The organism is Streptosporangium sp. G12 (genome assembly GCF_052983175.1).
Window position 1 is genome coordinate 47630 of record NZ_JBRIQO010000038.1, and the last position, 23294, is coordinate 70923.

Below are 23294 nucleotides of genomic sequence, written 5' to 3' on the forward strand. Positions count from 1 at the left end.
GCGAAAAACCACAGGTTCCCCGGTGCCGGGACCATGCCGCCCCGCACCTCCGGACCGCGGGAGGCCCGCGACGCCGGGAGACTTCGTGGCGGTGGGAAACCCTTCGGCACTGGAAAAGAAACATCGGACCGTTCCAGGAGAGTGTGCCTGTTCGTGGCCCTGGTCGAGTCACCTGTCGGTCTCTGTCGGCCTATATATCGTGCAAAGCCATACTATAAGCATATTTTTGCGAAAAGAAGTAGAAACATTGCGGACATCTGTCCGCCATCTTATGGTGTGCACAGCGCCGTTCGCCGATCCCCCCGGCGACGGCGGTATCCTCTCCGCCCCCCACCCGGCTGGATCGCGGTGACCGTACGTTCCGCCGGCCGCGGCGATCCGGCCCCGCGTGACGAAGGGTCAGCCGATGAAGACATCCGATCAATCTGTCAGCCGCTTACGCCATACCGGGCGACGCGCCCAGATCGTCCTCGCGCTCCTGCTGGCCGCCCTGTGCTGGGCCGGAGCCCAGGCACCGCTCCCGGCGCGCGGCGCGGCCGTCCCCGAGCAGTCTTCCAACGTCCACCTGTTCTACTACTCCTGGTACGGCAATCCCCAGACGAGCGGTGAATGGCGGCACTGGCAGCAGGGCGGCCACACCCCGCCCGACGACGTGGGCGCCGACCTGTACCCCAGCCTGGGTGCCTACGACTCGGGCGACCACGCGGGCGCCGTCACCAGGCACATGCAGTGGATCAAGCAGGCCGGGGTCGGCGTCATCGTCTACAGCTGGTGGGGCCGCGACAGCTTCGAGGACAGGCTCACCCAGGGCGTGATGGACGCCGCCGCGCGGTACGGCGTCAAGGTCGCCTGGCACCTGGAGCCGTACGGCGGGCGCACGGCGGCCTCCACCGTCGAGGACATCCGCTACATCAACACCCGTTACGGCTCCCACCCGGCCTTCTACCGTGACGCCGAGCACGGCAACAGGGCGGCTTTCTACGTGTTCGAGAGCCTGAGGATCACCGACTGGACCGCGCTCGACCAGGTCACCGCGGGCAACATCGTGCTCGCCCAGACCACCGACACGTCAAAGATCGCGCACTTCTCCGGCATGTACACCTACGACGGGATCGCCGGCGCCACCGCGCCCGGCTGGGCCGAGGCGGGCGCGTACGCCAAGCAGAACAACCTGATCTGGGCGCCCTCGGTGGCCCCCGGCTACATCGACGACCGCGCGGTGCCCGGCAACACCACCCCGACCCTCGGCCGCGCCGACGGCGCCACCTACGACCTGGAGTGGTCCAACGCCCTCGACCCGGCCAAGGGCGGCCTGCCCACCTGGGTCTCCATCACCTCGTTCAACGAGTGGCACGAGGGCAGCTCCATCGAGCCCGCCGACTCCACCCCGCCCGCCGGGTTCGGCTACCAGACGTTCGACGGCGCGTACGGCAGGACGGGGACCGCGGCGGAGACCGCGTACCTGGACCGGACGAAGTACTGGGCGACGGAGTTCGAGACCCGCAGGGCCGGCGGCACGCGCGACACCCAGCCCCCGACCGCGCCGGGCGCCGCGCGCGCCGTCCCGGCGTCGAGCACGAGCATCACGGTGGGCTGGAACGCGGCCACCGACAATGTCGGGGTGACCGGCTACGACGTCTACCGCGAGGCGGGCGCCACCGACGTCAGGGTGGGCGGCACAGCGGGAACGTCGTTCACCGTCACCGGTCTCACGCCGTCGACCTCCTACAGCTTCTACGTGGTCGCCAGGGACGCCGCGCAGAACACCTCGCCGCCCTCCGGCACGGTGACCGCGACGACCTGGCCCCCGCCCGGGTGCTCCCCGGGCACCGGTGACCTGGCCCGCGGCAAGTCGATCACCGCGAGCAGCACCACGCAGAACTACGTGGCGGCCAACGCCGTCGACGGCAACGCGAACACCTACTGGGAGAGCGCCAACCACGCCTTCCCCCAGTCGATCACCGTTGACCTCTGCGCGCAGGCCGCCGTCGGGCGCCTGGTGCTGAAGCTGCCGCCGTCCAGCGCCTGGGGCGCGCGCACCCAGACGCTGTCGGTGCTCGGTTCGTCCGACGGCACCGCCTTCGGCACCCTCGTGTCGTCGCGGGGCCTCACCTTCGACCCGGCCACCGGCAACACCGCGACCGTCACCTTCCCGGCGACGACGAAGAGGTACGTGCGGCTGAACATCACCGGCAACACCGGCTGGCCCGCCGGGCAGCTGTCCTCGTTCGAGGTCTACTCCTCCTAGACACCCCTCGCACGCGGCCGGCCGGGCCGGCACCGGAGCGGTGCCGGCCCGGCCGGAGCGCGCCTCGTCAGGTCGCGTCGAGGTCGGGCCGCCTTGAGGTCCGGCCGCGTGAAGGGCCGCGTCGCTGCTGGACCGCCCTGCGGTCAGGCAGCGCGGAGGGCCCCGTGGGTCAGGCCGCGTCGAGGCGGGACAGCTCCTCGGCCGACAGCTTCACGTCGACCGCGCCGACCGAGTCGCGGATGGTCTCCGGACGCGAGGAGCCCGGGATCGGGATCACCACCGGCGCCTTGGCGAGCATCCACGCCAGGCACACCCGCTGCGGGCTCACCCCGTGGGCCCGCGCGACGTCCTCGAACACGGCGAACCGCGAACCCAGTTCGCCGGCCCGCGGGATCCCGCCCAGCGGGCTCCACGGCAGGAACGCGATCCCCAGCTCCGCGCACAGCTCCAGCTCGGGTTCGCTGGAGCGGAACGACGGCGAGAACTGGTTCTGCACGCTAACCAGCCGCCCGCCGAGAATCTCGTTGGCCTGCCGGATCTGGTCGGGATCGGCGTTCGAGATGCCCGCGAAACGGATCTTGCCCGCGTCCAGCAGGTCGCGGATCGCCCCGACCGACTCCGCGTACGGGACCTTCGGGTCGGGGCGGTGGAACTGGTAGAGCCCGATGGCCTCGACGCCGAGGCGTTGGAGTGACGCGTCGCAGGCCTTCTTCAGGTGGTCCGGCGAGCCGTCCAAAGTCCACGAGCCGTCGCCGGGGCGCACGTGGCCGCCCTTCGTGGCGATCAGCACGTCGGACGTGTCGCCGCCGTAGCCGGCCACCGCGCGGGCGATCAGGGACTCGTTGTGGCCGACCTCGTCCGCGCCCACGTGATAGGCGTCCGCGGTGTCGATCAGCGTCACGCCCGCCTCCAGCGCGGCGTGGATCGCCGCGACCGAACGCTGCTCGTCGGGGCGCCCCTCGATCGACATCGGCATGCCGCCGAGACCGATCGCGCTGACCTGGACGTCGCCGATGCGGCGTGTCTGCATGGGAGTTCCTCCTCGGAGATCGGTTGGTACGGCTTTCACCCTCTCCTGCCCCGATTAAGCTGTCCAATAGAAGAAACTGATGCCTTTCAGCGATTTCGGTGATGAATCATGGAACTACGGCAGCTGGAGTACTTCGTCGCCGTCGCCGAGGAGTGCCACTTCACCCGGGCGGCCAACCGGCTGCGCGTCGCCCAGTCGGGCCTGTCGGCCTCGATCCGCTCGCTGGAGCGCGAGCTGGGCGCCTCGCTGTTCCTGCGCAGCACCCGGCAGGTCGAGCTGACCCCCGCCGGAAGGGCGCTGCTGGTCGAGGCCCGGCGGGCGCTGTCGGCGACCGACGCGGCCAGGGACGCCGTCGCGGCGGTGCAGGGCCTGCTCCGCGGAAGCCTGGCCATCGGCTCGCTGCAGTGCCTGCACGCGGTGCACCTGCCGGCCGTGCTCGCCCGCTTCCTCGCCGCCTACCCCGGCCTGGAGATCCGGCTGCGCCAGGGGGGATCCGGCGAGCTGATCGAGCAGGTGCGCGCCGGACGGCTGGACCTGGCGTTCGTCTCCCGCCCGGCCCGGTGCCCCGACGACATCGTGGTCGGGCCGCTCGCGGACGAGCCGCTCGTGCTCGCCTGCGCGCCCGATCACCCGTTCGCGGCCAGGGAGAAGGTCGAGCTGCCGGAGCTGCGGGCGGAGCGGTTCGTGGACTTCCAGCCGGACTGGGGCACCCGGGACCTGGCCGACGACGTGTTCGCCGCCGCGGGCGTCGAACGCCGCGTCTCTCTGGAGGTGAACGACGTGCACTCGCTGCTCGACCTGGTGACCTTCGGGCTCGGCGTGGCGCTCGTGCCGCAGTCCTTCGCGGTCAAGACCGACCGGGTGCGCTTCGTCGGGCTCGCCGGGGCCGTGCCGGCCTGGGAGACCGTCACCGTGACGGGCGACCCGACGAGCGCGGCGGCGGCCGCGCTGCTGCGCGAGGTCCACGAGGCGAGGAGCGGCCCGGTCGCGGCGGAGCCGGTCACCTGACGTGCGGCGGAGGCCGGTCCCCCCGCCCGACTGATCTCCTTCGCCCGTCACTCAAGCGTGTGGCCGTCTCCCGCGTCTCTCACCCAAGTGTGGCCGGTCCTCCTCGCCCGTCATCTGAGCGTGTAGTAGAGGCCGATCTTGCTCAGTTCCGTGGCGGGGCCGTCCGCGAGGACCCGCACGACCTTCCCGCGCAGGTCCAGCATGACGACCTTCATGGTCTTCCCCTCGGTCACGGTGCCGAGGAAGTGGCGGTCGCCCAGCCAGCCGCTGAAGCTCATCCCTTTCCTGATCGGGACGACGGCCCTGCGCTCCGCCGTGGCGGCGTCCCACACGCAGACGTCCTGGGGCCTGTCGCGGCAGCGGGTCGTGAAGACCGTCCCGAGTGAGGTGGCCCGGACGTCGTCCGTGACCAGCCGGCCCACCTTCGGGACCGTCCGCAGCGGCGTGCCGTCCAGGCGGTAGAAGCGAACCGACCCGTCCGGCCCGGTGTGCAGGACCGAGGCCGCGTCGGCGCCCCAGACGTAGTCGGAGCGGTGGTCGTCGTCCCGCACCCGGAAGACGCGGGCCGTGCGCGAGGCCACGTCCACGATCACGAAGCCCCGGGAGCGCTGCTCCTCCTCGATTCCCTCGTAGATCGTCAGCAGGATCCTCGTCCCGTTCCGGTCCCAGTGCGGGTTGAAGGTCGTCAGCGGGGAGTCGACGGTCCTGATCTGGGTCTCCGGTTCTCCCCCCGGACCCACCAGCCGGATCAGGTCGAACCCCTCCAGCGTGAACTTGTTGTCCGGGTTGACGGCGACGCGCGCTCCTCCCGGCGCGGACACGGCGGTCATGAACGTCCCCAGGAACGTGAACTCCGCGGTGTCGCCCCGCCGAAGGAAGACGGGGGAGCCGCCGGCCCTCTTGCGCGAGTCCCGGTAGGTGGTGACCCGCTCCGTGTCCGCGGGGTTCTCCCTCAGGGTGATCTTCGTTCCGGGGATCCGCAGGTCGGTGGTGGAGGTGGTGGGCATCGTCCCGATCGGCGGTCTCGCGGGCGGGGAGGGGGTGCCCTCCGGACCGCTCGCGACCACCTTCGCGGGCTCCTCCGTCCCCGCCGCCCGGACCGCGAGGACCGCGACGCCGGAGGCCGCCGCGAGCGCCAGCGCGGCGAGGGCGGCGACCACCGGGCGCGAGGCGCGCCGCCGGGCCGGCGGGGGAGCGGCCTGCTTGCGGCCTTCGCCGAGCACCTCGTGACCCGATTCGTACGACGGCCGCTCCGCCGGATGGCCCAGCAACCGCAGCAGCGCCGGCATGGCCGCCGGGCGCGCCCGCGGGTCCTTGGCCAGGCACCCGGCCACCACCTCGCGCAGCTCGTCGTCCAGGGAACCGAGCGTGGGCTCGGCGTTCAGGATCCGATGGATCACCGCGGGCAGCGGGCTCGTGCCGAAGGGCGGTTCCCCCGTCGCCGCGCACACCACCGTCGACGCCCACGCGAACAGGTCGGCCGACGGCCCCGCCTCGCGCCCGTCGAACTGCTCGGGCGCCATGTACGGCGGAGTGCCGACCAGGTGGTCGGAGGCCGTGGAGACGGCGTCCAGCGCGCGGGAGATGCCGAAGTCGATCACCCGGGGGCCGTCGCGGGCGAGCAGCACGTTCGCGGGCTTGAAGTCGCGGTGCACGACGCCCGCCCGGTGGATGGCGGCCAGCGCGGTGAGGGTCCCGACCGCGAGCCTGCGCAGCTCGGCCCCGCGCAGCGGTCCCCGTTCGTCGATGACCTGGGCCAGGCTGGGCCCGTCGACGTACTCGCTGACGATGTACGGCATGCCGCCGGCCTCGCCGTGTTCCAGCACCTGCGCGGTGCAGAACGCCTCCACCCGGCGGGCCAGCTCGATCTCACGGTGGAAGCGCGCAAGGGTCTGCTCGCCGCCGCCCCTGCCGAGAACCTTCACCGCGACCCGCGCCCCGGCGGGGGACTCCGCGAGGTACACCGTGCCCTGCCCGCCGCGGCCGAGCCTGCCGGTGACCCGGTGCGGCCCGATCCGGTCGGGATCGCCGGGAGCCGGGGGGAGGACCCTGGTCATCCGGCCGTCACGGTGAAGCTCAGGAGGGCCGTGTCGCCCTTCTTGAGGTCGGCGAGGACCCGGACGGTCTTGCCGTACAGGTCGACCACCTCGATCTTGGAGCCCTTCTTGACGGGGTTCTGGAGGAGCAGGTGGTTGTTGTTGAACCAGCCCACGAAGCGGGCGTTCTCCCCGATGTTCATCGTGTAGCGCCGGTGGCCGCTCACCGTGTCCCACACGCACATGGTCTTCCCTTTGGGGCATATCGTGGCGAAGAGCGCGCCCGAGGGGGAGAACCAGGTGGTGTTGCGCGGCTGGCCGACCCAGTGCATCGTCCGGATGGACTGCCCGTTCGGGCCGTAGAAGTCGACCCCGTGGCCCTTGCCGTCGTAATATCCCCGCGCGACCGAGCCGTCCGGCGCGAACGTGACGGGAAACGTGTCGGAGCCGACGGACTCGGTGCGCACGTGGGTGGCCCTGCGCGCCGCCACGTCCACCACCACGAACCCGTCGGACTGCTCCTCGTCCGTGTCCCGTACCGACAGCAGGACCTTGGAGCCGTCCTTCGACCACACGGGGTTGTGCCCCTCCCTGGGCCGCTCGACGGTCGGGACGTCGAACTGGGTGCCGTTCCTCAGGTCGCGGACCCTCAGGTAGTCGAAGGACGAGTCGGCGAACTTCCCGATCGGGTTCAGCGCCACCAGGTCGCCCTGCGGCGACAACACCGGCTGCATGGCGCTGGCCACCTGTTTGAACGTCTCCTTCCCCTTCTCCCTGACGAACGAGGCGAAGGGCAGCTTGATGTTCACGTAGCCGCCCAGCTTGACCGTGTCCTTCGGGTTCTCGTGCAGGGTGATGCCCGTCCCCGGCAGCTTGATGTCCCTGGTGGCCTTCTCCGCCGACTCCCAGGGCGCCGTGGTCACGTTCGGGCTGAGCTGGGGCTGGGGGGTGAAGGCCGGGGCGAGCGCGCCCTGCGCGGTGCTCCGGGCCGGGCGCGGAGCGGCCGCGGGCGCCGGGTCTCCCGACACCGCCAGGTAGACCGCGCCGCCGGAGACGAGGGCGACGGCCAGCGCGCCCGCGGCCAGCAGCGCGGGGCGGGCACGCCGCAGCGGCCGGGTGGCGGGAGTGCCGGGCACGAAGGACGCTGACGACGCTGACGACGCTGAGGACGCTGAGGACGCGAAGGGGCCGAGGGGCGCCTGGTCGGAGGTGAGGAACCCGCCGACCAGGCGGAGCAGGGCGTCGCTCGCGGTCGGCCGCCGCGCGGGATCCTTGGCGAGACAGGTCGTGACCAGCTCGCGCAGGTCGTCGGGGAGCGCGCCGAGGTCGGGTTCGTCGTTGACGATGCGGTTGACCGTGCCCGACATCGTCCCCGCGTCGAAGGGGGAGCGGCCCGAGGCGGCGAAGACCACGGTCGCCCCCCACGAGAACAGGTCCCCCTCGGGCCCGGGGGAGGTGCCCATGAGCCTCTCCGGCGCGCTGTATGCGGGGACGTCGACCTTGCGGGTCGTGCTGGACGCGGTCGCCTCCAGCGCTCGCGCCATGCCGAGGTCGATCACCCGTGGCCCGTCGGGGCCGAACACCACGCTGCCGGGGCGCAGGTCGCCGTGGACCGTACCCGCCTGGTGCAGGGCGACCAGGGCGGTCATCGTCCCGACGGCCAGCCGGTGCAGCGCGGACGCGCCCAGGACGCCCTCGGAGGTCACCGTCTCCTGCAGCGTGGGACCGTCGACGTACTCGCTCACGATGTACGGCCTGTCGCCGTTCACCCCGCCGTCCGGCCCGCTGTCCAGCACCTGCGCCGTGCAGAAGGCGGGTATCTCCCGCAGCGGCTCCATCGCCTCCCGGAACCGCTCGGGACTCACGTCCGCGGGGAGCAGACGCACGACCACCCGGTCTCCCGAGGGGGCCGTGGCGAGGTAGACGTCATCCCCGAGCCGCCCGGTGACCTGGTACTCGCCCACGCGTTCGGGATCCCCCGCCCGTACGGGGTCGATATCGGGCATGGTCTGGCTTCCTCTCCGAGGAGTCCATTCGAGATCACTAATTATGAGGATTCGGCACCACAAAGTGGAGAATTCAGGAGAAGAGATGCGGACTTCTCCGGGCGCCGCGCTCACGGGTACGGCCGGACGGATGTCACCCGCCCGAGGCGTGGTCCGGGTTCCGGTGAACCTGCTGTTCCGTATGGGAATGGCCTAAATTCGGGTCGCGGTGTCCTCGTCTCACTGCGGGGAACGGGCCTGACGTGAAAAGCTCGACCATTCACTGGGCGACCGGTCGCGGTCGAAGGGGGCGAACTTGCGCGTTGTTCGGGCGATGAGCGAACAAGCCGATGGCCAGAACCCGGATCACCGGCAGGCCGGGCCCACCGTGGTCCGCATGCTGGTGGGCGCGCAGCTCCGGCGGCTGCGCGAGAACGGCCACATCACGCGCGAGGAGGCCGGAGAGGCGATCCGCGCCTCGCACTCCAAGATCAGCCGCCTGGAGCTGGGGCGGACCGGCTTCAAGCAGCGCGACGTGGCCGATCTCCTCACCCTCTACGGGGTCGTCGACGACGACGAGCGCGCCTCGCTGCTCGCCCTGGCCGCGGAGGCCAACAGGCCCGGCTGGTGGCATGCCTACGGCGACGTGGTTCCCCCCTGGTTCGACGCCTTCCTCGGGCTGGAGCAGGCCGCCTCCCTCATCCGCGGCTACGAGGTCCAGTTCGTCCCCGAGCTGCTGCAGACCGAGGAGTACGCCCGCGCCCTCATCCGGCCCGCCTGCGCCGGCGCCCCCGAGTCAGAGGTCGAGCGCCGTGTCGCCCTGCGGATGGGGCGCCAGCGGCTCCTCACCCGGCCCGAGCCCGCCACGCTCTGGACCGTCGTCGACGAGGCGGTGCTGCGCCGTCCCGTCGGAGGCCCCCGGGTGCTGCGCGACCAGCTCCGGCACCTCACGGAGATCGTCGAGCTCGGCCACGTCACCCTCCAGGTCATGCCGTTCAGCGCCGGCGCGGCCGCCGCGGCGACGGGCCCCGCCACCATCCTGCGCTTCCCCGAGGGGGAACTGCCCGACCTGGTCTACCTCGAACAGCTCACCGGAGCCCTCTACCTGGACAAGGTCGCCGACGTCGAGCGCTACTGGCACGTCATGAACCGGCTGGGGATCGAAGCCGAACGGCCGGCCGCGACGACGGCTCTCCTGCACCGCCTCATCAAGGAGATCTGAGGTTCTCCCCGAGCCCCTCAAGGAGACCCGGGCCTCCCGGCCCCGGGGGAGGGAACCGGGACGCGGACCGGCCGCGGGAGCGCGGGGAGACCGGCCCGGGGCGGGTGACGACCCGGGCGTCCGTCTCCGCGGGAATCACGGGTCGCGCCGGATGCGGCGGCCGGTGACCTCGGTGGCGGCGATCCTCACGTACAGCTCTCGCTCACCTCCCGCCCACGGCCGGACGCCCAGCGCCGCCAGGGCGGCACGGTCCTCGTCCGAGGAGACGTGGTGGACCCCGCCGCGCACCAGCACGCTCCAGCCCTCGCGGCCGGCGTCGTCGATCCGGTCGACCTCGAAGGCCACCTTGGACTCGACCCCCTGGACCCCGGTGCGCAGGGCGTCGTCGAGCGGGCCGCCGAAGGCGGTGCGGAAGATCACCGAGCTGCCGTGCAGGGCGTAGTTGACCGGCAGGATCACCGGGCCGTCGATCTCCTCGAAGGCGATCCGCCCCACCCCGCCGGGGGTGATGAGCCGCAGGCACTCGTCCCGGTCCAGCTTCTCCAGCTCCGGCCGGGAGCCCGGCCGGCCCCGGCCGGGCGGCAGATCGACGTTCCCGCCGAGCAGGTCCTCGGGCCTGGTGTCCAGGGCGGTGGCCACGCGGTTCACGGTGCCGGTGTTCGGCGAGGCCACGGCGTCCTCCAGATAGGCGAGATAGCCCGGATCGATCCCGGCGCGCCTCGCCAGCTCGTCCCGGGTGAGGCCGAGGTCCTCGCGTCGTCTGGCGATCCGGCGGCCGAGGTCGCCCGGGGCCGATACGCGTCCAGTCATGGGATTCTCCAGCTGAGAAGATCGATGTCGCTGCGAGTCCGGGGCTCCTCCGGCTCCGCGCCCCCCGATCGGCATCACCTGAGGCCTCCCCCCACTCGCTCGCCCCTAATCCGGTGCGGCGGATGACCCGCCCCGCGGCCTCGCCCGCCGGAGCCCCGCCATCCCGGCACGCGCGAGATGGCGGGGCGTCTACGATGGACTCGCCTGGGAAGCGCTTTCCGGACGGCGGTGGCGAGGGAGCCTCGATGAAGTTGGCGTTCAGCACGCTCGGCATGCCGGGGCAGGGCCTGCGCGAGGCCGTCGCGACGGCCGTGGAGTACGGCTGCGCCGGTCTCGAACTCCGCCTCCACCCCGACACCGGGGTCCATGCCGGGCTCTCCCCGGCACGGCGCGCGAAGGTCCGCGCGGTCCTCGCCGGGTCGCCGGAGGGGCACCCGGCAGTCGCGGGGGCGCCGGGTGCCCACCGGCAGGACGCCGGGTCGCCGGGCGGCCGCCCGGAAGAGGCCGGGTCGCCGGGCGACGGCGGGGACGGCACGCCGGGCGCCGCGCGCCCCGCCGGTGGCGGCTCGTCCGGGATCGCCCGGCCGGAGGTCTCCGCCCTCGCCGGATACGTCAGGATCGCCGCGGCGGGCCCGGACGAACCCGTCGTGCGGGCGCTGCGGGACGATCTGGCGCTCGCCGCCGACCTGGGCGCGCCCGCCGTGCGGGTGTTCCCCGGAGGGGATGACGTCGAGATGGGGGCGCGGCGGCTGCGCGCGGTCGCGGACCTGTGCGTGGAGTCAGGGGTACGGGTGCTGGTGGAGACCCATGACGCGATGCCGACCGGCGCCGCGGTCGGGCGGCTGCTGGACACGGCGGGCGTTCCCGGGGCGGCGGGCGCGCTGTGGGACGTGCTGCACCCGTGGCGGCACGGCGAGGAGCCCGCGGAGACCCTGGCGGCGCTGGCCGGGCACCTGGCGTACGTGCAGATCAAGGACGCGGTCTCGGCCGCCGACACGACCCCGGTGCCGATGTGGGCGGGCGGGGTCCCCCTCGACGAGTGCGGCGAGCTGCTGCGCGGTTTCGGGGGCTGGGTCTCCCTGGAGTGGGAGCGCACCTGGTATCCGCACGTGGCGCCGGTGGAGGAGATCCTCCCCGGAGCCCGCGAGTGGGTCGCCCGCTTCTCGGCGTGACCGTCCTCCGCGCCGTCCCCTCCCGGTTGATCCGTCAGGCGGGCCCGGCGGGCGGGGTCGTGGTGAGGCCGTGCCCGGAGAGCGGCGCCGGGCAGCGGGCGGCGGCCCGGTACGCCGGCGCCGGGCCCCGAGATCAGGATGTTCCTGTTTCGGGACCCCGTTCCGCCTCACTGTCAACCGGTGAAGAAGTTGGTGTGACCACGGCAATCGCGTTTTGTTCCGGATGAAACAGGTCGGCAACGTCCGCCGGTTGAACTGGCGTCAGCGGTAAAGGCCCGCCGATTCGGATAAGGCCGCTTTCACCTGTGGAGATTCGCATGCCTGAGATGTACTTCCAGGTCAGATGGCCCGATGGCTCGCGACAACGCTGTTATTCTCCATCGCTCGTCATCGAGGACTTTCTTCGTCCCGAACAATCGTACCCAATCGCCGAATTCGTCTCGCTGAGCAGCAAGGCTCTGGAGGCGGCCGGCGGGCGCGTACGCGAGAAGTACGGGTTCGGGTGCACGGCCGCGGCCGGCCAGCTCGCCGAGATCGAGAGGAAGGCGGCCGGTTTCGCCGGTGCCGGCATGGTGACGGTCGAGAGGTTCGAGCGGTGAACGGCCGTCACCACGAGGTGGTCGTCGTGGGCGCGGGCCAGGCCGGCCTGTCGATGAGCCACTGCCTGCGCCGGGACGGCGTCGACCACCTGGTGCTCGAGCGTCATCGCGTGGGCAACGAGTGGCGCGCACGGCGCTGGGACTCCTTCTGCCTCGTCACGCCCAACTGGCAGTGCCGCCTGCCGGGGTTCCCCTACGCGGGCGACGACCACGACGGTTTCATGCTCCGAGACCAGATCGTCGCCTACCTGGAGGACTACGCCGCCTCCTTCTCCCCGCCGGTGCTGGAGGGGGTGAACGTCACCCGCCTCCTCCCCGACGGGCGGGGCTTTCGCGTGGAGACCGACCGGGGCACGGTCACCGCGGGCCAGGTCGTGGTCGCCACCGGCCCCTACCAGGTCCCGGTGATCCCGCGGGTGGCCGAGCGGTTCCCGTCGCACATGACGCAGATCCACTCCGGTGACTACCGCAATCCCGAGCAGCTGCCTCCGGGCGAGGTGCTGGTCGTCGGCACCGGCCAGTCGGGGTGCCAGATCGCCGAGGACCTGCATCTGTCCGGGCGGCGCGTGCACCTGTCGGTCGGCGGCGCGCCCCGGGTGGCCCGCTTCTACCGGGGCAGGGACGTGGTGGCCTGGCTGGACCTGATGGGCCACTACGACCGGCCCATCGACTCCTTCGACGACCGCGACGCCGTCCGCGCCCGCGCCAACCACTACGTGACCGGCCGCGACGGCGGACGCGACATCGACCTGCGAGTCTTCGCCCTGGAGGGGATGAGCCTGTACGGCAGGCTGGTCACGGTCGAGAACGGCGCCGGAAGCGGCACAGCGCGGTTCGCCCCCGACCTGCGACGCAACCTCGACCACGCCGACGCGGTCTGCGAGAGCGTCAAGGACTCCATCGACGCCTTCGTCGACCTCCACCGCATCTCCGTCCCCACCGAGAAGCGCTACACACCGCCCTGGCAGCCCGCCTTCGAGCCCGACACCCTGGACCTGGGACGGATCACCTCGGTCGTCTGGTGCACCGGCTTCCGCCGCGACCACGGCTGGATCAGGGTGCCGGTCTTCGACGGCACCGGCTACCCCACCCACGAGCGCGGCGTCACCCGGGTCCCCGGCCTGTACTTCCTCGGGCTGCCCTGGCAACACACCTGGGGCTCGGGCCGCTTCTCCGGAGTGGCGGCCGACGCCGAGCACCTGGCCCGGCACATCGCCGCCGCGGGCGGTCCCGTACCCGCCCCGCGCGCCGCGGGACCGGCGCCGCTCGGCTACTTCGTCCACCCCGAGCTGCTGGGAACATGACATGGTCTTCGACGCCCACCGCCACCTCGGGGTCCTGCCCGCCCACCCGTTCTACGGGGGCCCTCCGGTCAACCCCGACACGACCGCTCGCGCGAGCGTCGCACGACTCCTGGCCGACCTGGACGCCGAGGGCACCGAGCGCGCCCTGGTGATGCCCAACTACGGGGTGCCCGATCCCGGGGTCGCGTTCGCCTTCAACGAGCTCTGCCTGGAGGCGGCGGACCGCGATGACCGGATCCGCTGCGGCCTGTGGGTCTCGCCGCGTCCCGAGGACGAGCGGCGCACGGCCGAGGCGCTGGCGCTGGCCGCCGAGAGCGGCGTGCGCGCGCTGAAGCTCAGCTTCCTACTGGGCGGGCGCCCCACCGACCCGGCCTGCCGGCCCGCGCTCGACCGCATCTTCACCGCGGCCCGCCTGCACGGCCTGGTGGTGCACGTGCACACCTCGCCGGGTGCCGCCTCCGACATCGACGAGGTGGGCCACCTGGTCGAGTGGTACGGCGACGAGGTCGCCGTCCACCTGGTGCACTTCGGCGGCGGCATGAGCGGCCACATCAAGCTCGCCGGGGCGCGGTTCTTCGACTGGATCACCGCCGGCAAGCGCGTCTACACCGACCTGTCCTGGGCGATCGGATTCACGCCGCGCTGGCTGGCCCAGGAGATCGACCGGCGCGGCATCGGCCACGACCGGGTGTTGTTCGCCAGCGACGAGCCGTGGGGCGACTACGCGGGCGAGCGCGCCCGCCTCGCCGCCGCGGCCGGCGACGGGGAGCTGGCCCGCCTGGCCTTCCGCGACACCTTCGAGAAACTGTACGGCTGACAAGGAGAGACCCATGACCGACCTGACCGACCTCGAGAAGCAGAGCCTCACCGAGATCCCGCACCCCTCCCTCCCGGAGGGCTCCAGCCTGTACGGCGGCACCAAGGTCTTCCCCGACTATCAGGCGGAGAACGGCGAGTCGTACTTCACGCTCGTGCACGGCATCGCCCACGAGTCGTCGGTGAGCTTCGTGGCGATCCTGCAGGCGACCCGGGCTTTGCGCAAGGGCTTCGAGTCCGCGATCTACTTCTACGGTCCCGGCTCGCTGAACTGCCTGGCCACCCGGGGCTTCCCGACCACCGGCAACTCCGCCTTCCCCGGCGAGCACAACATCAACAACTCGCTCAAGACGTTCATCGAGGAGGGCGGCAAGGTCTACTGCTGCCGGTTCGGCCTGTCGCTGCACGGCGCCCGCGAGGAGGACCTCATCGAGGGCGTCATTCCCACGCACCCGCTGGACGTGCAGGACGCGCTGATCCACTACGGCCGCAAGGGCGCGATCATCAACTCGACCTACATGTTCTGAGGGGGCACCGGTGAGTGTCGGCACGAGAGTCGACGTGGCCATCATGGGCGTCCGCGTGGACGCCCCGGTGCGCCGGGCGGGCGGTGCGGGACCCAGCGACGACGGGCACCTGGTCCTCGACGGCGCCAACGCCGCGATCCCGCTCAACCCGGCCAGCCCGTACGCCGTCAGGGACGGCAGGCTGTGGCTGGGCGAGACCGATCTGGGTGCCTCCGTCCACGCGGTCGGCCGTCCTCGCTTCTACGACCTGGCGACCGCCGACGGCGTCCCGTACGAGAGGATCGCCCGGCTGCACGGCGCCGACGTGCTGGCCACCACCGTGGTGCAGACCTGCGTCCGCTACGGCGAGGCGGAGCGGTGCCGGTTCTGCTCGATCGAGGAGTCCCTGAGTTCGGGCGCCACCGTCGCCGCGAAGACCCCGGCGCAGCTCGCCGAGGTCGCCGAGGCGGCGGTGCGCCTGGACGGGGTGCGGCAGATGGTGATGACCACCGGCACCACCGGCGGCCCCGACCGGGGGGCGCGCGTCCTGGCCCGTTCGGTGCGGGCCGTGCTGGAGGCCGTACCCGGCCTGCCGATCCAGGTGCAGTGCGAGCCGCCGGCCGACCTGGCCTGGATCGGCGAGCTCAGGCGGGCGGGCGCGTCCGCGATCGGCATCCACGTGGAGTCCCTCGACGAGGAGGTGCGCCGCCGCTGGATGCCGGGTAAGTCCGAGGTGCCGATGTCCGCCTACGAGGCGGCCTGGGACGAGGCCGTGCGCGTCTTCGGCCGCAACCGCGTCTCCACCTACCTGCTGGTCGGTCTCGGTGAGGATCCCGACGAGCTGGTGGCCGGGGCCGCGGGGCTCGTCGAGCGCGGCGTGTACCCGTTCGTCGTGCCGTTCCGCCCGATGCGCGACACCCTCGCGGGCCGCGACGGTGTGCCGGGCCCCGACCCGGCCGTGGTCCGCCGGGTGACCGAGAGTGTCGCCGCGCTGCTGCGGGACGCGGGCATGGCGGGCGCCGATCAGCGCGCGGGCTGCGCCGCGTGCGGCGCGTGCAGCGCGCTCCAGGCCGCGGGCGGGTGAGGCGCCCGTGAGCCTCACCTCCGATCTCCCGGTCGCCTCCGCCCTGAGCGGCGGCTCGGGGCGGGGCGGCCGTACCTCTCCCGGCCGCGGGTCGCGGCTCCCCGAGCCGGTCTGCGACGTGCTGCTCGGCACCCGCGCACCCTCCTTCATCGTGGAGGAGGCGGACACGTCCGGGCTGGCCGCCTACCGGACGCTGCGGCACCGGGTGTTCGTGACCGAGCAGCGCGTGTTCAGCGGCCACGACCTGGACGATCGCGACGACGACCCGCGCACCGTCGTCCTGGTCGCCAGGGACCGGGGCGGCGCCGTGGTCGGCGGCGTCCGGCTCGGGCCGGCCGGTGACGGCCCCGACATCGGGTGGTGGAGCGGCGGGCGGCTGGCCGTCGACCCGGCCGAACGCAACGGCGCGGGCATCGGCCCGGCGCTGGTGCGCGCCGCGTGCGCGCGGGCCGAGGCGGCCGGGGCGCTGCGCTTCGAGGCCACCGTACGGGCCGGTGCCGAGCGCATGTTCACCCGCCTCGGCTGGCGGCCCGTACGCCCCCTGGCCGTGTCCGGCGTACCGCACGTGCTGATGCGCTGGCCCGTCGGCAGGATCGCCGCGCTGGTCGCGGCCACCAAGAGCGACCTCGGGGCGCTGCTGGCCGGGCTCGCGCCCGGCGGTCCCGGTTTCGTCGGCGACGACGGCGCCCCGGTGCCGGGCAGCGACCTGGTCGCGGCCTGCGACGCGATCCTGCCGTCCATGGTGGAGCGCGACCCGGAGTGGGCGGGCTGGTGCTCGGTACTGGTCAACCTCAACGACCTGGCGGCCATGGGCGCGGAACCGGTCGGACTGCTGGACGCGGTGGGCGCCCGCGACACCTCGGCGGTGGCCAGGGTCCTGGCGGGCCTGCGCCGCGCCGCCGACGCGTACGGGGTGCCGGTGCTCGGCGGTCATACCCAGCTCGGCGTACCGGCGGCGCTGTCGGTCACCGCGCTGGGCCGCGCCCGGAAGCCGGTTCCCGGCGGCGGGGCGCGTCCCGGACACCGGGTGTGGCTCACCGCGGACCTGGGCGGCGGGTGGAGGCCCGGCTACACGGGCCGCCAGTGGGATTCCACCACGCACCGCCGCACCCCGCAGCTGCGGGCCATGCTGGGAGCCGTCGCCGCCGCCCGCCCGGCCGCCGCCAAGGACGTGTCCATGGCGGGCGTCGCGGGTACCCTCGGCATGCTCGCCGAGGCCTCCGGCTGCGGAGCCGTACTGGACGTCGCGTCCCTGCCCAGGCCCGGCGCGGCCAGCATGGGTGACTGGCTGACCTGCTTTCCCGGCTTCGCGATGCTCACCGCCGAGCGTCCCGGCAGTCCCGGCCTCGACGCAGGGCCCGCCTCCGGTGCCGCGTGCGGCGAGTTCGTTCCCGGCGGGGGAGTGCGGCTGCGCTGGCCGGACGGGGAGCTGACCGAGGTGATCACCGGCCCGGTGACCGGGCTGGGCAGGGCCGATCCCGGCGGTCGTCACGGGGTCGGAGCGGCCGGCGGGTACGCGGCGGGGAGATCCGGCGTCACCTGAGCCACCTGATCCAACGGAGCCCCGGGAGCCGCCGGAGCCGTAGGGAACCCAAAGGACCCGCAGAACCCGCAGAACCCGGGGAAGGAGAAACGTGAAGTTACGCATGGGCGCCGTCGCGGCGCCGTTCGACCGCGACGTGGAGGGCGGCTTCGCCCGCATCGAGCAGCTGATCACCGCGGCGCGGGCCGAAGGGGTCGGGCTGCTCGCCCTGCCGGAGGCATGCCTGGGCGGCTATCTGCTCAGCATGGACGGCGACCCGCAGGACGCCCCGCCCGCCCTGGACCCCGCCGGGCCCGAGATCCGCAGGCTGGCCGCTCTGGCGGGCGACATGGTCGTCTGCGCGGGCTACTGCGAGGCCGACGGCCCCCGCAGGTACAACAGCGTGGTCTGCCTCAGCGGCGACGGCGTGCTCGGTCACCACCGCAAGGTCCACCAGCCGCTCAGCGAGAACGCGCTGTTCGCGGCCGGTGACTCCTTCTCCGCCTTCGACACCCCGGTCGGCCGTCTCGGCATGATGATCTGCTACGACAAGGCGTTCCCCGAGTCGGCGCGGGCGCTGGCGCTGGACGGTGCCGAGATCGTGGTGTGCGTGTCGGCCTGGCCCGCCAGCAGGACCGATCCCGCGCCCGACCTCGCCGACGACCGCTGGACCCGCAGGTTCGACCTCTTCGACCAGGCCAGGGCGCTGGAGAACCAGGTGGTATGGCTGTCGGCGAACCAGTCGGGGGTCTTCGGCGCCCTCAGGTTCGTCGGCAGCGCCAAGGTCGTCGGCCCCGGAGGGGAGATCCTGGCCCGTACCGGTGTGCCGGGCGGTGTCGCGGTCGCCGAACTGGACGTGCGGGCGGCGCTGGAGGCCGCCCGCCGCTCCATGGGCCACCTGCGCGACCGCCGCCCGGACGCCTACCGTCCCGCGCTCGCCGTGGGAGGATCCTGAACCGTGATCCGCATAGCCGCGGCCTCCGCGCACTTCGGCCGGGACCTGGAGTTCGACCTGCGGCGCATCGCGAAACTGATCGACGACGCCCGCAGGGCGGGGGCGGGGCTGCTGGTACTGCCCGACGCCGCGCTGGGCGGCTACCTCGCCGACCTGCGCCATCCCGACCCCGACGCGCTGCCCCCGGCACTCGGCCCCGACGACCCGCTGATCAAGCGGGTCGGCGAGCTGGCCGCCGAGATGGTGGTGTGCGTCGGCTACTGCGAGGCCGACGGCACCCGCAGATACAACAGCGCCGCGTGCGTCAGCGGCGACGGGGTGCTGGGACGCCACCGCAAGGTGCACCTGCCCGCGGGGGAGATCGCGGCGTACGCGCCCGGCGAGCGTTTCGACGCCTTCGACACCCCGGTGGGCCGCGTGGGCATGCTCATCGACTACGACAAGACCTTCCCCGAGTCGGCGCGGAGCCTCGCCCTGGACGGGGCGCAGATCGTCGCCTGCCTGTCGGCCTGGCCGACCAGCATCACCAACCGGGCGCCCCGGATGGCCCAGGACCGCCAGTCGCGCCTGTTCGACCTCTACGACTGCGCCCGTGCCGCCGAGAACCAGGTCATCCTGGCCTCGTCGAACCAGACCGGCGCGATGGGCGGCATGCGCTTCCTGGGTCAGGCCAAGGTGGTCGGTCCCGGGGGTGACATCCTCGCCCGTACCTGGTCCAAGGCGGGCCTGGCGGTCGCCGAGGTGGACGTCGCCGCCGAGATCGCCACCGCGCGGCGGGTGCTGAGCCATCTCGGCGAGCGCAGGCCGGGCAGCTACCGGGGAGCCTCATGAGCGACGCGCGCACGCCGGGCGCGGTGAGCGCCGGACGCACTGCGCACCCCGCGCATGCGGCGGGCGCGATGAGCACCGGGAGCACCGGGAGCACTACGGGCCCGGTCGGCCCGGTCGGCACGGTAGGCGCGGGAAACGCCCCAGGGGCGTTCCCGGTGATGAGCATCGCGCTGCTGACGTACTCCACCAAGCCGCGCGGCGGGGTCGTGCACACCCTCAACCTCGCCGAGGCGCTGGCCGAGGCGGGCCAGGACGTGACGGTCTGGACGCTCGGCCGCGGCGGTGACGCGGGGTTCTTCCGGCCCGTGGCGCCCGCGGTGCGGCAGGTGGTGGTGCCCTTCGGCGAGGTGGCGGGTGAGACGGTGGGGGAGCGGGTGCTGCGCTCGATCTCCGCGCTGCGCGAGGCGTTCACCCCCGGCGGCTACGACATCGTGCACGCCCAGGACTGCATCAGCGCCAACGCGGTCGAGCGGTGCGTGCGGACCGTCCACCACCTGGACCACTTCACCACCCCCGAGCTGGCCGCCTGTCACGAGCGCGCCATCGTCGAACCCCGCGCGCACGTCTGCGTCTCGCGTGCCGTCGCCGCCGAGCTCGCCGCCGGATGGGGCATCACCGCGACGGTCATCCCCAACGGCGTCGAGGCGGACCGGTTCGCGGACGCCGCCGCGCGCGGCGACGGCCGCTGGAGGGACCGGCTGGGACGCTACGTCCTCACGGTCGGCGGTATCGAGCCCCGCAAGGGCTCGCTGGACCTGCTGGAGGCGTACGCGTCGCTGGCCGCCGGAGACCCCGGCCTGAAGCTGGTGATCGCCGGGGGCGAGACCCTGTTCGACTATCGCGACTACCGGGCCCGGTGGGCCGAGCGTGCCGCGGTCCTCGGCGTGGAACCGGTCGTCCTGGGTCCCGTCGGCCACGAGGAGCTGCCGTCGCTGGTCGCCTCCGCGGCCGTCTTCGCCTTTCCCTCGCTCAAGGAGGGCTTCGGCCTGGCCGCCATGGAGGCGCTGGCGGCGGGCGTGCCGCTGGTCACCCGGGACCTGCCGGTCCTGCGCGAGGTGTTCGGGACCGCCGCGCGCTTCGCCGGCGACCCGGCGGGCTTCGCCGCCCAGATCGGCGCGGCACTGGCCGGAACCGACCTCGCGCGCCTGGCCGCGGGCCGCCTGCTCGCCGCCCGCCACACCTGGCGGTCGGCCGCCGAGCGGCACATCGCCCTGTACGCGGCCTTACGCGACCCCGTCAGCCCGAGCGCGGGAAAGGCGGCCACTCCGGGTAGAGGAGGGCGTTGATGCCGAGCGCCGCCGCGGCGCGGACGTTGGCGGCCCGGTCGTCGAGGAAGGTGACGTCGCCGGGGGCGGCGTCGAGGCGGCGCAGGACCTCCTCGAAGATGGCGGGGTCCGGCTTGGTCAGGGCCATGCGGCAGCTGTAGAAGCGATGGCTGAACGCCGCCGCCCAGGGGGCGTCGTCGATGGCCGCCGCCAGCGGTTCGGGGGCGTTCGACAGCAGGGCGAGCCTGTGACGTCCCGCGAGGTCCTCGATGCCGCGCAGGGTCTCCGGGTTCAGGTGGAACCAGCTCTCGACGTCGGCCGCCTCGAGCTTGGCGACGAGCGGATCGTCGTCGGCGAGCGTCCTGCCGAGAACCGCGCCCCAGTACAGGTGGGAGGCCTGACCGCGGTCGTAGGCCTCGCGGTGGCGCCAGTAGCGGTCGTGGAAGGTCGCCTCGTCCTGGCCGATCAGCTTCGCCATGGAGGCCGTCGCGTCGGAGGGCTGTGGCATGGAGATGACCTCGCCGTAGTCCAGCAGCATCCACGTGGTCACGGGTTCTCCTCGCATCGGTCCTGCGCCGACGGTTCCGGTGTCACCCCCGATGTGGCGGGTGGGGCCTCGCACGCACGGCCCCGGCGCGTCCCGCGCTCGGCGGGATGAGAATGATCAACGATCGTTCGACGCCGTTCCGAAACCCTTTCGTGTTCATTCGATCGTACTTCGTGTGTGATTTCAAGATGGAGATCTCGGTCGCCACGGCGGGAACGGATCCCGGCGCGCCTCCGCCGCGCGCCTGACCGGTCTCGTACGCCTGTCCGGTCCCGTCGCCGGTCAGTCGTCGTCGCCCCGGTTCGTCGCGCGCCGGTGGTGCCGCCGGGCCTTGAGCCGGTTGCCGCAGGCGGCCATCGAACACCAGCGGCGGGAGTTGGCCCGGCTGTGGTCCACGAGGAACAGGCGGCAGTCGTCGTTGGCGCACGGGCGCAGGCGGCCGGGCAGGGTTTCCCGGAGATGCGCCCAGGCCAGCACGCACCGGACGCCGAAAGGGTCCGCGGAACCGGTGTTCAGCTCCCAGCGCACGCCGTCGTCGCCGACCGACGGGGTCTGCGACACCCCTTCGAGGAAGGTCTCCAGCGTCCGGGCGGGCTCCTCGCCCCTGACCACGAGGGCGATCGCGTCCCTGACGCGGCGGGCCGAGGCGACGGCGGCCGGTGAGCGGGGCAGGTCGCGTTCGCCCAGCCACCGGGCCGCTTCGCGCGGGTCCGCCGCCCGACCCCGGGCCGTTCCCGCGCCCGCTCCGCCGTCTCGCCTTCCCCATCCGGCCCTCAGCCGGTGGCGATCGTCAGGTCCGCGCGGGCACGGACGTCGTCGCGGGCGTGGAAACGCTCCTCCTGAGCCGCCCAGCGGTTCCAGTGCGGGGCGTAGAGATCACCGTCGCGCTCCAGGGCGCGGGCCTTGCGCACTCCGTCGGCCGCCTCCAGCCACAGCAGGCCGCTCAGGTACGGCGCGGCGGCGAGGGCGCCGGAGCCGGTGCCGTCGAGGACCAGAACCCCGGTGCCCGGGACCTCGTGCCACTCCGCGTAGGCGCCCTCCGTCCAGTCGTAGCGTCGCCACCGCGCGGGCCGGTCCAGGCTCAGCGGTCGCAGGACCCACTCGACCAGCGCGTCGACCCCTCCCAGCAGGCCGTCCCACCCCGGGTAGAGATCGTCCATCCGTACGACGGGCGCGGCCAGTTCCGCGGCCAGGGCGGTGGCGAGGGTGGACTTGCCCGACCCCGAGCGTCCCTCGACCGCCAGGACACGGGTGCGGCCCGCCCGGGCGGGGCGGGTGCGCAGCCAGCGCGAGATGCGCGGCACGTGGCCGTTCACGCCGGCGTCACAGGATGCTCCGGACGACAGGAGAGCGCGGTCACGCGCTCCGGCGGGTGCGCCAGCGGGTCAGGATCTCACGATCGGAGTCGCGCTCCTCGACGTCGCGGCGGCGCTGCTCGTCCTCGTCCTGTGCCAGGGCGAGCCATTCGGAGTATTCGGGATCGTCGCGGCCTATGTCGCGGGTGCCGTCGATCTTGGTGCCGTTGGCCAGCGTGGTCGTCGCGGGGACGCGGAGGGTGCCTCCCGGCAGCATGGTCACGTTCATGGCGTGGCCTTTCCGTCGTCTCTGACCGCTGTCGGCCCAGCATAGCTCCGGGGGTCGTGGCACGCCCACGGTCAGCCGATGCCGTACTGCCCGGACAGCTGGTGATACACCCGCTCGGCCTCCGCCTCCGTGCCGATCAGGTGGAGCAGCCGGGTCGCCCTCCGGGTGAGCACGCAGGCGAAGGCCTCGGCGAACAGCTCGGTGACGTCGTCGCGGTAGGGCGGCCGGAGACGGCCGCGGGTGCGAGCGTGCAGGTCGGTCCAGAACGGGGAGTGCGAGGGCAGCCGGTCCATGTGGTCGGTGGCGTGGCCGATCTCGTGCCCGCACACCGACACCGAGGGCGAGGGGGCGCTCCCCACCCCGATCCGCCGCCGCCGGGGGTCGTAGACGCCCGCGCTGCGTTCCCACAGGCCCGCCTGCAGGGGCAGCGCGACGCCGCGCAGCCATTCGAAGCCGGGAAGGTCGGGCACCGATCCGGGCCCCACCACGATGCCGCCGCTCAGGTGGGTGGTCAGGCGGGTGGCGAGAGCCTGCGGCACGGCCGCCAGCGTCAGTATGGCGAGGAGTGTCTCCGCCGGTGGGAACGTGCCAGGTTCCCAGGTGCGCGTCAGCCGCACCTCCAGTGGGCCGACGTGCAGCCAGCCGGGGCGTCCTCTGCTGTGGTCGGCCAACGCAGCCGCTTCTCCTGGATCGGGGGGCGATCCGCCACGGCTTGCGGGCCGGGCGATCCGGTCCGCGGGCCGCGATGGTGATCACGCGAGACTACCTCT

General features: G+C 73.0%; 22 protein-coding genes. 13 read left to right on the forward strand and 9 right to left on the reverse strand.

The features are described from left to right. The first annotated feature begins 406 nt into the window (after positions 1-406). The gene (locus tag ACVCAG_RS40670; protein ID WP_447191403.1) at positions 407-2248 is read left to right on the forward strand and encodes a discoidin domain-containing protein; all 1842 of its coding nucleotides are present in this window, start codon (positions 407-409) and stop codon (positions 2246-2248) included. Between the two features lie 169 nt (positions 2249-2417). On the opposite strand, the gene ACVCAG_RS40675 is transcribed toward ACVCAG_RS40670, so the two are convergent. Further along, positions 2418-3278: an aldo/keto reductase gene (locus ACVCAG_RS40675; RefSeq protein WP_447191404.1), complete on the reverse strand. Its 861-nt coding sequence runs from the start codon at positions 3276-3278 to the stop codon at positions 2418-2420. Positions 3279-3386: 108 nt separating this feature from the next. On the opposite strand from ACVCAG_RS40675, the gene ACVCAG_RS40680 reads away from it, so the two are divergent. Then, a complete protein-coding gene (locus tag ACVCAG_RS40680) occupies positions 3387-4286 on the forward strand; it encodes a LysR substrate-binding domain-containing protein (protein WP_440088749.1) in 900 nt (299 codons plus the stop codon). A gap of 110 nt (positions 4287-4396) precedes the next feature. Here ACVCAG_RS40680 and ACVCAG_RS40685 read toward each other — a convergent pair whose 3' ends face one another. Next, complete coding sequence (locus tag ACVCAG_RS40685) at positions 4397-6343, reverse strand: protein kinase domain-containing protein (RefSeq protein WP_440088750.1); 1947 nt, start codon at positions 6341-6343, stop codon at positions 4397-4399. Further along, entirely contained in the window at positions 6340-8328 is a 1989-nt protein-coding gene (locus tag ACVCAG_RS40690) for a serine/threonine protein kinase (RefSeq protein WP_447191405.1), read from the reverse strand. Before ACVCAG_RS40690 ends, ACVCAG_RS40685 begins: the two co-directional genes overlap by 4 nt. Before the next feature lie 313 nt (positions 8329-8641). Here ACVCAG_RS40690 and ACVCAG_RS40695 point away from each other — a divergent pair, with 313 nt between their 5' ends. Then, on the forward strand, positions 8642-9529 hold the full coding sequence (locus ACVCAG_RS40695; RefSeq protein ID WP_440088752.1) for a Scr1 family TA system antitoxin-like transcriptional regulator: 888 nt from the start codon (positions 8642-8644) through the stop codon (positions 9527-9529). 135 nt (positions 9530-9664) lie between these two features. Here ACVCAG_RS40695 and ACVCAG_RS40700 read toward each other — a convergent pair whose 3' ends face one another. Continuing rightward, on the reverse strand, positions 9665-10339 hold the full coding sequence (locus ACVCAG_RS40700) for a pyridoxamine 5'-phosphate oxidase family protein (RefSeq protein ID WP_440088753.1): 675 nt from the start codon (positions 10337-10339) through the stop codon (positions 9665-9667). A gap of 245 nt (positions 10340-10584) precedes the next feature. Between ACVCAG_RS40700 and ACVCAG_RS40705 the strand changes: the two genes are divergently transcribed. From ACVCAG_RS40705 to ACVCAG_RS40750, 10 genes are all read left to right on the forward strand, one after another. Then, positions 10585-11511: a sugar phosphate isomerase/epimerase family protein gene (locus tag ACVCAG_RS40705; RefSeq protein ID WP_447191406.1), complete on the forward strand. Its 927-nt coding sequence runs from the start codon at positions 10585-10587 to the stop codon at positions 11509-11511. Between the two features lie 317 nt (positions 11512-11828). Next, positions 11829-12110, forward strand: a complete 282-nt coding sequence (locus tag ACVCAG_RS40710) for an MSMEG_0570 family nitrogen starvation response protein (protein WP_440088756.1) — start codon at positions 11829-11831, stop codon at positions 12108-12110. Further along, entirely contained in the window at positions 12107-13414 is a 1308-nt protein-coding gene (locus ACVCAG_RS40715) for an MSMEG_0569 family flavin-dependent oxidoreductase (RefSeq protein WP_447191407.1), read from the forward strand. The genes ACVCAG_RS40710 and ACVCAG_RS40715 overlap by 4 nt, the downstream gene beginning before the upstream one ends. A gap of 1 nt (position 13415) precedes the next feature. Continuing rightward, the gene (locus tag ACVCAG_RS40720) at positions 13416-14231 is read left to right on the forward strand and encodes an amidohydrolase family protein (protein WP_440088759.1); all 816 of its coding nucleotides are present in this window, start codon (positions 13416-13418) and stop codon (positions 14229-14231) included. A 13-nt stretch (positions 14232-14244) separates the two neighbouring features. Beyond that, positions 14245-14757, forward strand: coding sequence for an MSMEG_0572/Sll0783 family nitrogen starvation response protein (locus ACVCAG_RS40725; protein ID WP_362691351.1), 513 nt, complete (start codon positions 14245-14247; stop codon positions 14755-14757). 10 nt (positions 14758-14767) lie between these two features. After that, positions 14768-15820, forward strand: coding sequence for an MSMEG_0568 family radical SAM protein (locus tag ACVCAG_RS40730; protein WP_440088760.1), 1053 nt, complete (start codon positions 14768-14770; stop codon positions 15818-15820). Between the two features lie 7 nt (positions 15821-15827). Beyond that, positions 15828-17363 (forward strand): MSMEG_0567/sll0787 family protein, encoded by a 1536-nt coding sequence (locus tag ACVCAG_RS40735; protein WP_440088762.1) that lies wholly within the window; start codon positions 15828-15830, stop codon positions 17361-17363. 91 nt (positions 17364-17454) lie between these two features. After that, positions 17455-18297 (forward strand): carbon-nitrogen hydrolase family protein, encoded by an 843-nt coding sequence (locus ACVCAG_RS40740; protein WP_362691360.1) that lies wholly within the window; start codon positions 17455-17457, stop codon positions 18295-18297. 3 nt (positions 18298-18300) lie between these two features. Beyond that, positions 18301-19128: a nitrilase-related carbon-nitrogen hydrolase gene (locus tag ACVCAG_RS40745; RefSeq protein ID WP_440088764.1), complete on the forward strand. Its 828-nt coding sequence runs from the start codon at positions 18301-18303 to the stop codon at positions 19126-19128. Beyond that, positions 19125-20414: an MSMEG_0565 family glycosyltransferase gene (locus ACVCAG_RS40750; protein WP_447191408.1), complete on the forward strand. Its 1290-nt coding sequence runs from the start codon at positions 19125-19127 to the stop codon at positions 20412-20414. Before ACVCAG_RS40745 ends, ACVCAG_RS40750 begins: the two co-directional genes overlap by 4 nt. Here the strand turns inward: ACVCAG_RS40750 and ACVCAG_RS40755 are convergent. The 5 genes from ACVCAG_RS40755 to ACVCAG_RS40775 all read right to left on the reverse strand — a co-directional run bounded on the left by ACVCAG_RS40755 (position 20365) and on the right by ACVCAG_RS40775 (position 23195). Further along, the gene (locus ACVCAG_RS40755) at positions 20365-20943 is read right to left on the reverse strand and encodes an HAD-IA family hydrolase (protein ID WP_447191409.1); all 579 of its coding nucleotides are present in this window, start codon (positions 20941-20943) and stop codon (positions 20365-20367) included. The genes ACVCAG_RS40750 and ACVCAG_RS40755 overlap by 50 nt on opposite strands. Before the next feature lie 279 nt (positions 20944-21222). Then, positions 21223-21552: a CGNR zinc finger domain-containing protein gene (locus tag ACVCAG_RS40760; RefSeq protein ID WP_447191410.1), complete on the reverse strand. Its 330-nt coding sequence runs from the start codon at positions 21550-21552 to the stop codon at positions 21223-21225. Between the two features lie 161 nt (positions 21553-21713). Then, entirely contained in the window at positions 21714-22256 is a 543-nt protein-coding gene (locus ACVCAG_RS40765) for a hypothetical protein (protein WP_440088771.1), read from the reverse strand. Between the two features lie 40 nt (positions 22257-22296). Beyond that, positions 22297-22524, reverse strand: coding sequence for a hypothetical protein (locus ACVCAG_RS40770; RefSeq protein ID WP_350974245.1), 228 nt, complete (start codon positions 22522-22524; stop codon positions 22297-22299). Between the two features lie 71 nt (positions 22525-22595). After that, positions 22596-23195: a hypothetical protein gene (locus tag ACVCAG_RS40775; protein ID WP_440105784.1), complete on the reverse strand. Its 600-nt coding sequence runs from the start codon at positions 23193-23195 to the stop codon at positions 22596-22598. Positions 23196-23294 lie beyond the last annotated feature (99 nt).

Excerpts from the sequence above, each read along its gene's own strand:
- ACVCAG_RS40670 (WP_447191403.1), top strand. The coding sequence starts at position 407 with ATGAAGACATCCGATCAATCTGTCAGCCGCTTACGCCATACCGGGCGA.
- ACVCAG_RS40675 (WP_447191404.1), bottom strand. The coding sequence starts at position 3,278 with ATGCAGACACGCCGCATCGGCGACGTCCAGGTCAGCGCGATCGGTCTC.
- ACVCAG_RS40680 (WP_440088749.1), top strand. The coding sequence starts at position 3,387 with ATGGAACTACGGCAGCTGGAGTACTTCGTCGCCGTCGCCGAGGAGTGC.
- ACVCAG_RS40685 (WP_440088750.1), bottom strand. The coding sequence starts at position 6,343 with ATGACCAGGGTCCTCCCCCCGGCTCCCGGCGATCCCGACCGGATCGGG.
- ACVCAG_RS40690 (WP_447191405.1), bottom strand. The coding sequence starts at position 8,328 with ATGCCCGATATCGACCCCGTACGGGCGGGGGATCCCGAACGCGTGGGC.
- ACVCAG_RS40695 (WP_440088752.1), top strand. The coding sequence starts at position 8,642 with ATGAGCGAACAAGCCGATGGCCAGAACCCGGATCACCGGCAGGCCGGG.
- ACVCAG_RS40700 (WP_440088753.1), bottom strand. The coding sequence starts at position 10,339 with ATGACTGGACGCGTATCGGCCCCGGGCGACCTCGGCCGCCGGATCGCC.
- ACVCAG_RS40705 (WP_447191406.1), top strand. The coding sequence starts at position 10,585 with ATGAAGTTGGCGTTCAGCACGCTCGGCATGCCGGGGCAGGGCCTGCGC.
- ACVCAG_RS40710 (WP_440088756.1), top strand. The coding sequence starts at position 11,829 with ATGCCTGAGATGTACTTCCAGGTCAGATGGCCCGATGGCTCGCGACAA.
- ACVCAG_RS40720 (WP_440088759.1), top strand. The coding sequence starts at position 13,416 with ATGGTCTTCGACGCCCACCGCCACCTCGGGGTCCTGCCCGCCCACCCG.
- ACVCAG_RS40725 (WP_362691351.1), top strand. The coding sequence starts at position 14,245 with ATGACCGACCTGACCGACCTCGAGAAGCAGAGCCTCACCGAGATCCCG.
- ACVCAG_RS40750 (WP_447191408.1), top strand. The coding sequence starts at position 19,125 with ATGAGCGACGCGCGCACGCCGGGCGCGGTGAGCGCCGGACGCACTGCG.
- ACVCAG_RS40770 (WP_350974245.1), bottom strand. The coding sequence starts at position 22,524 with ATGAACGTGACCATGCTGCCGGGAGGCACCCTCCGCGTCCCCGCGACG.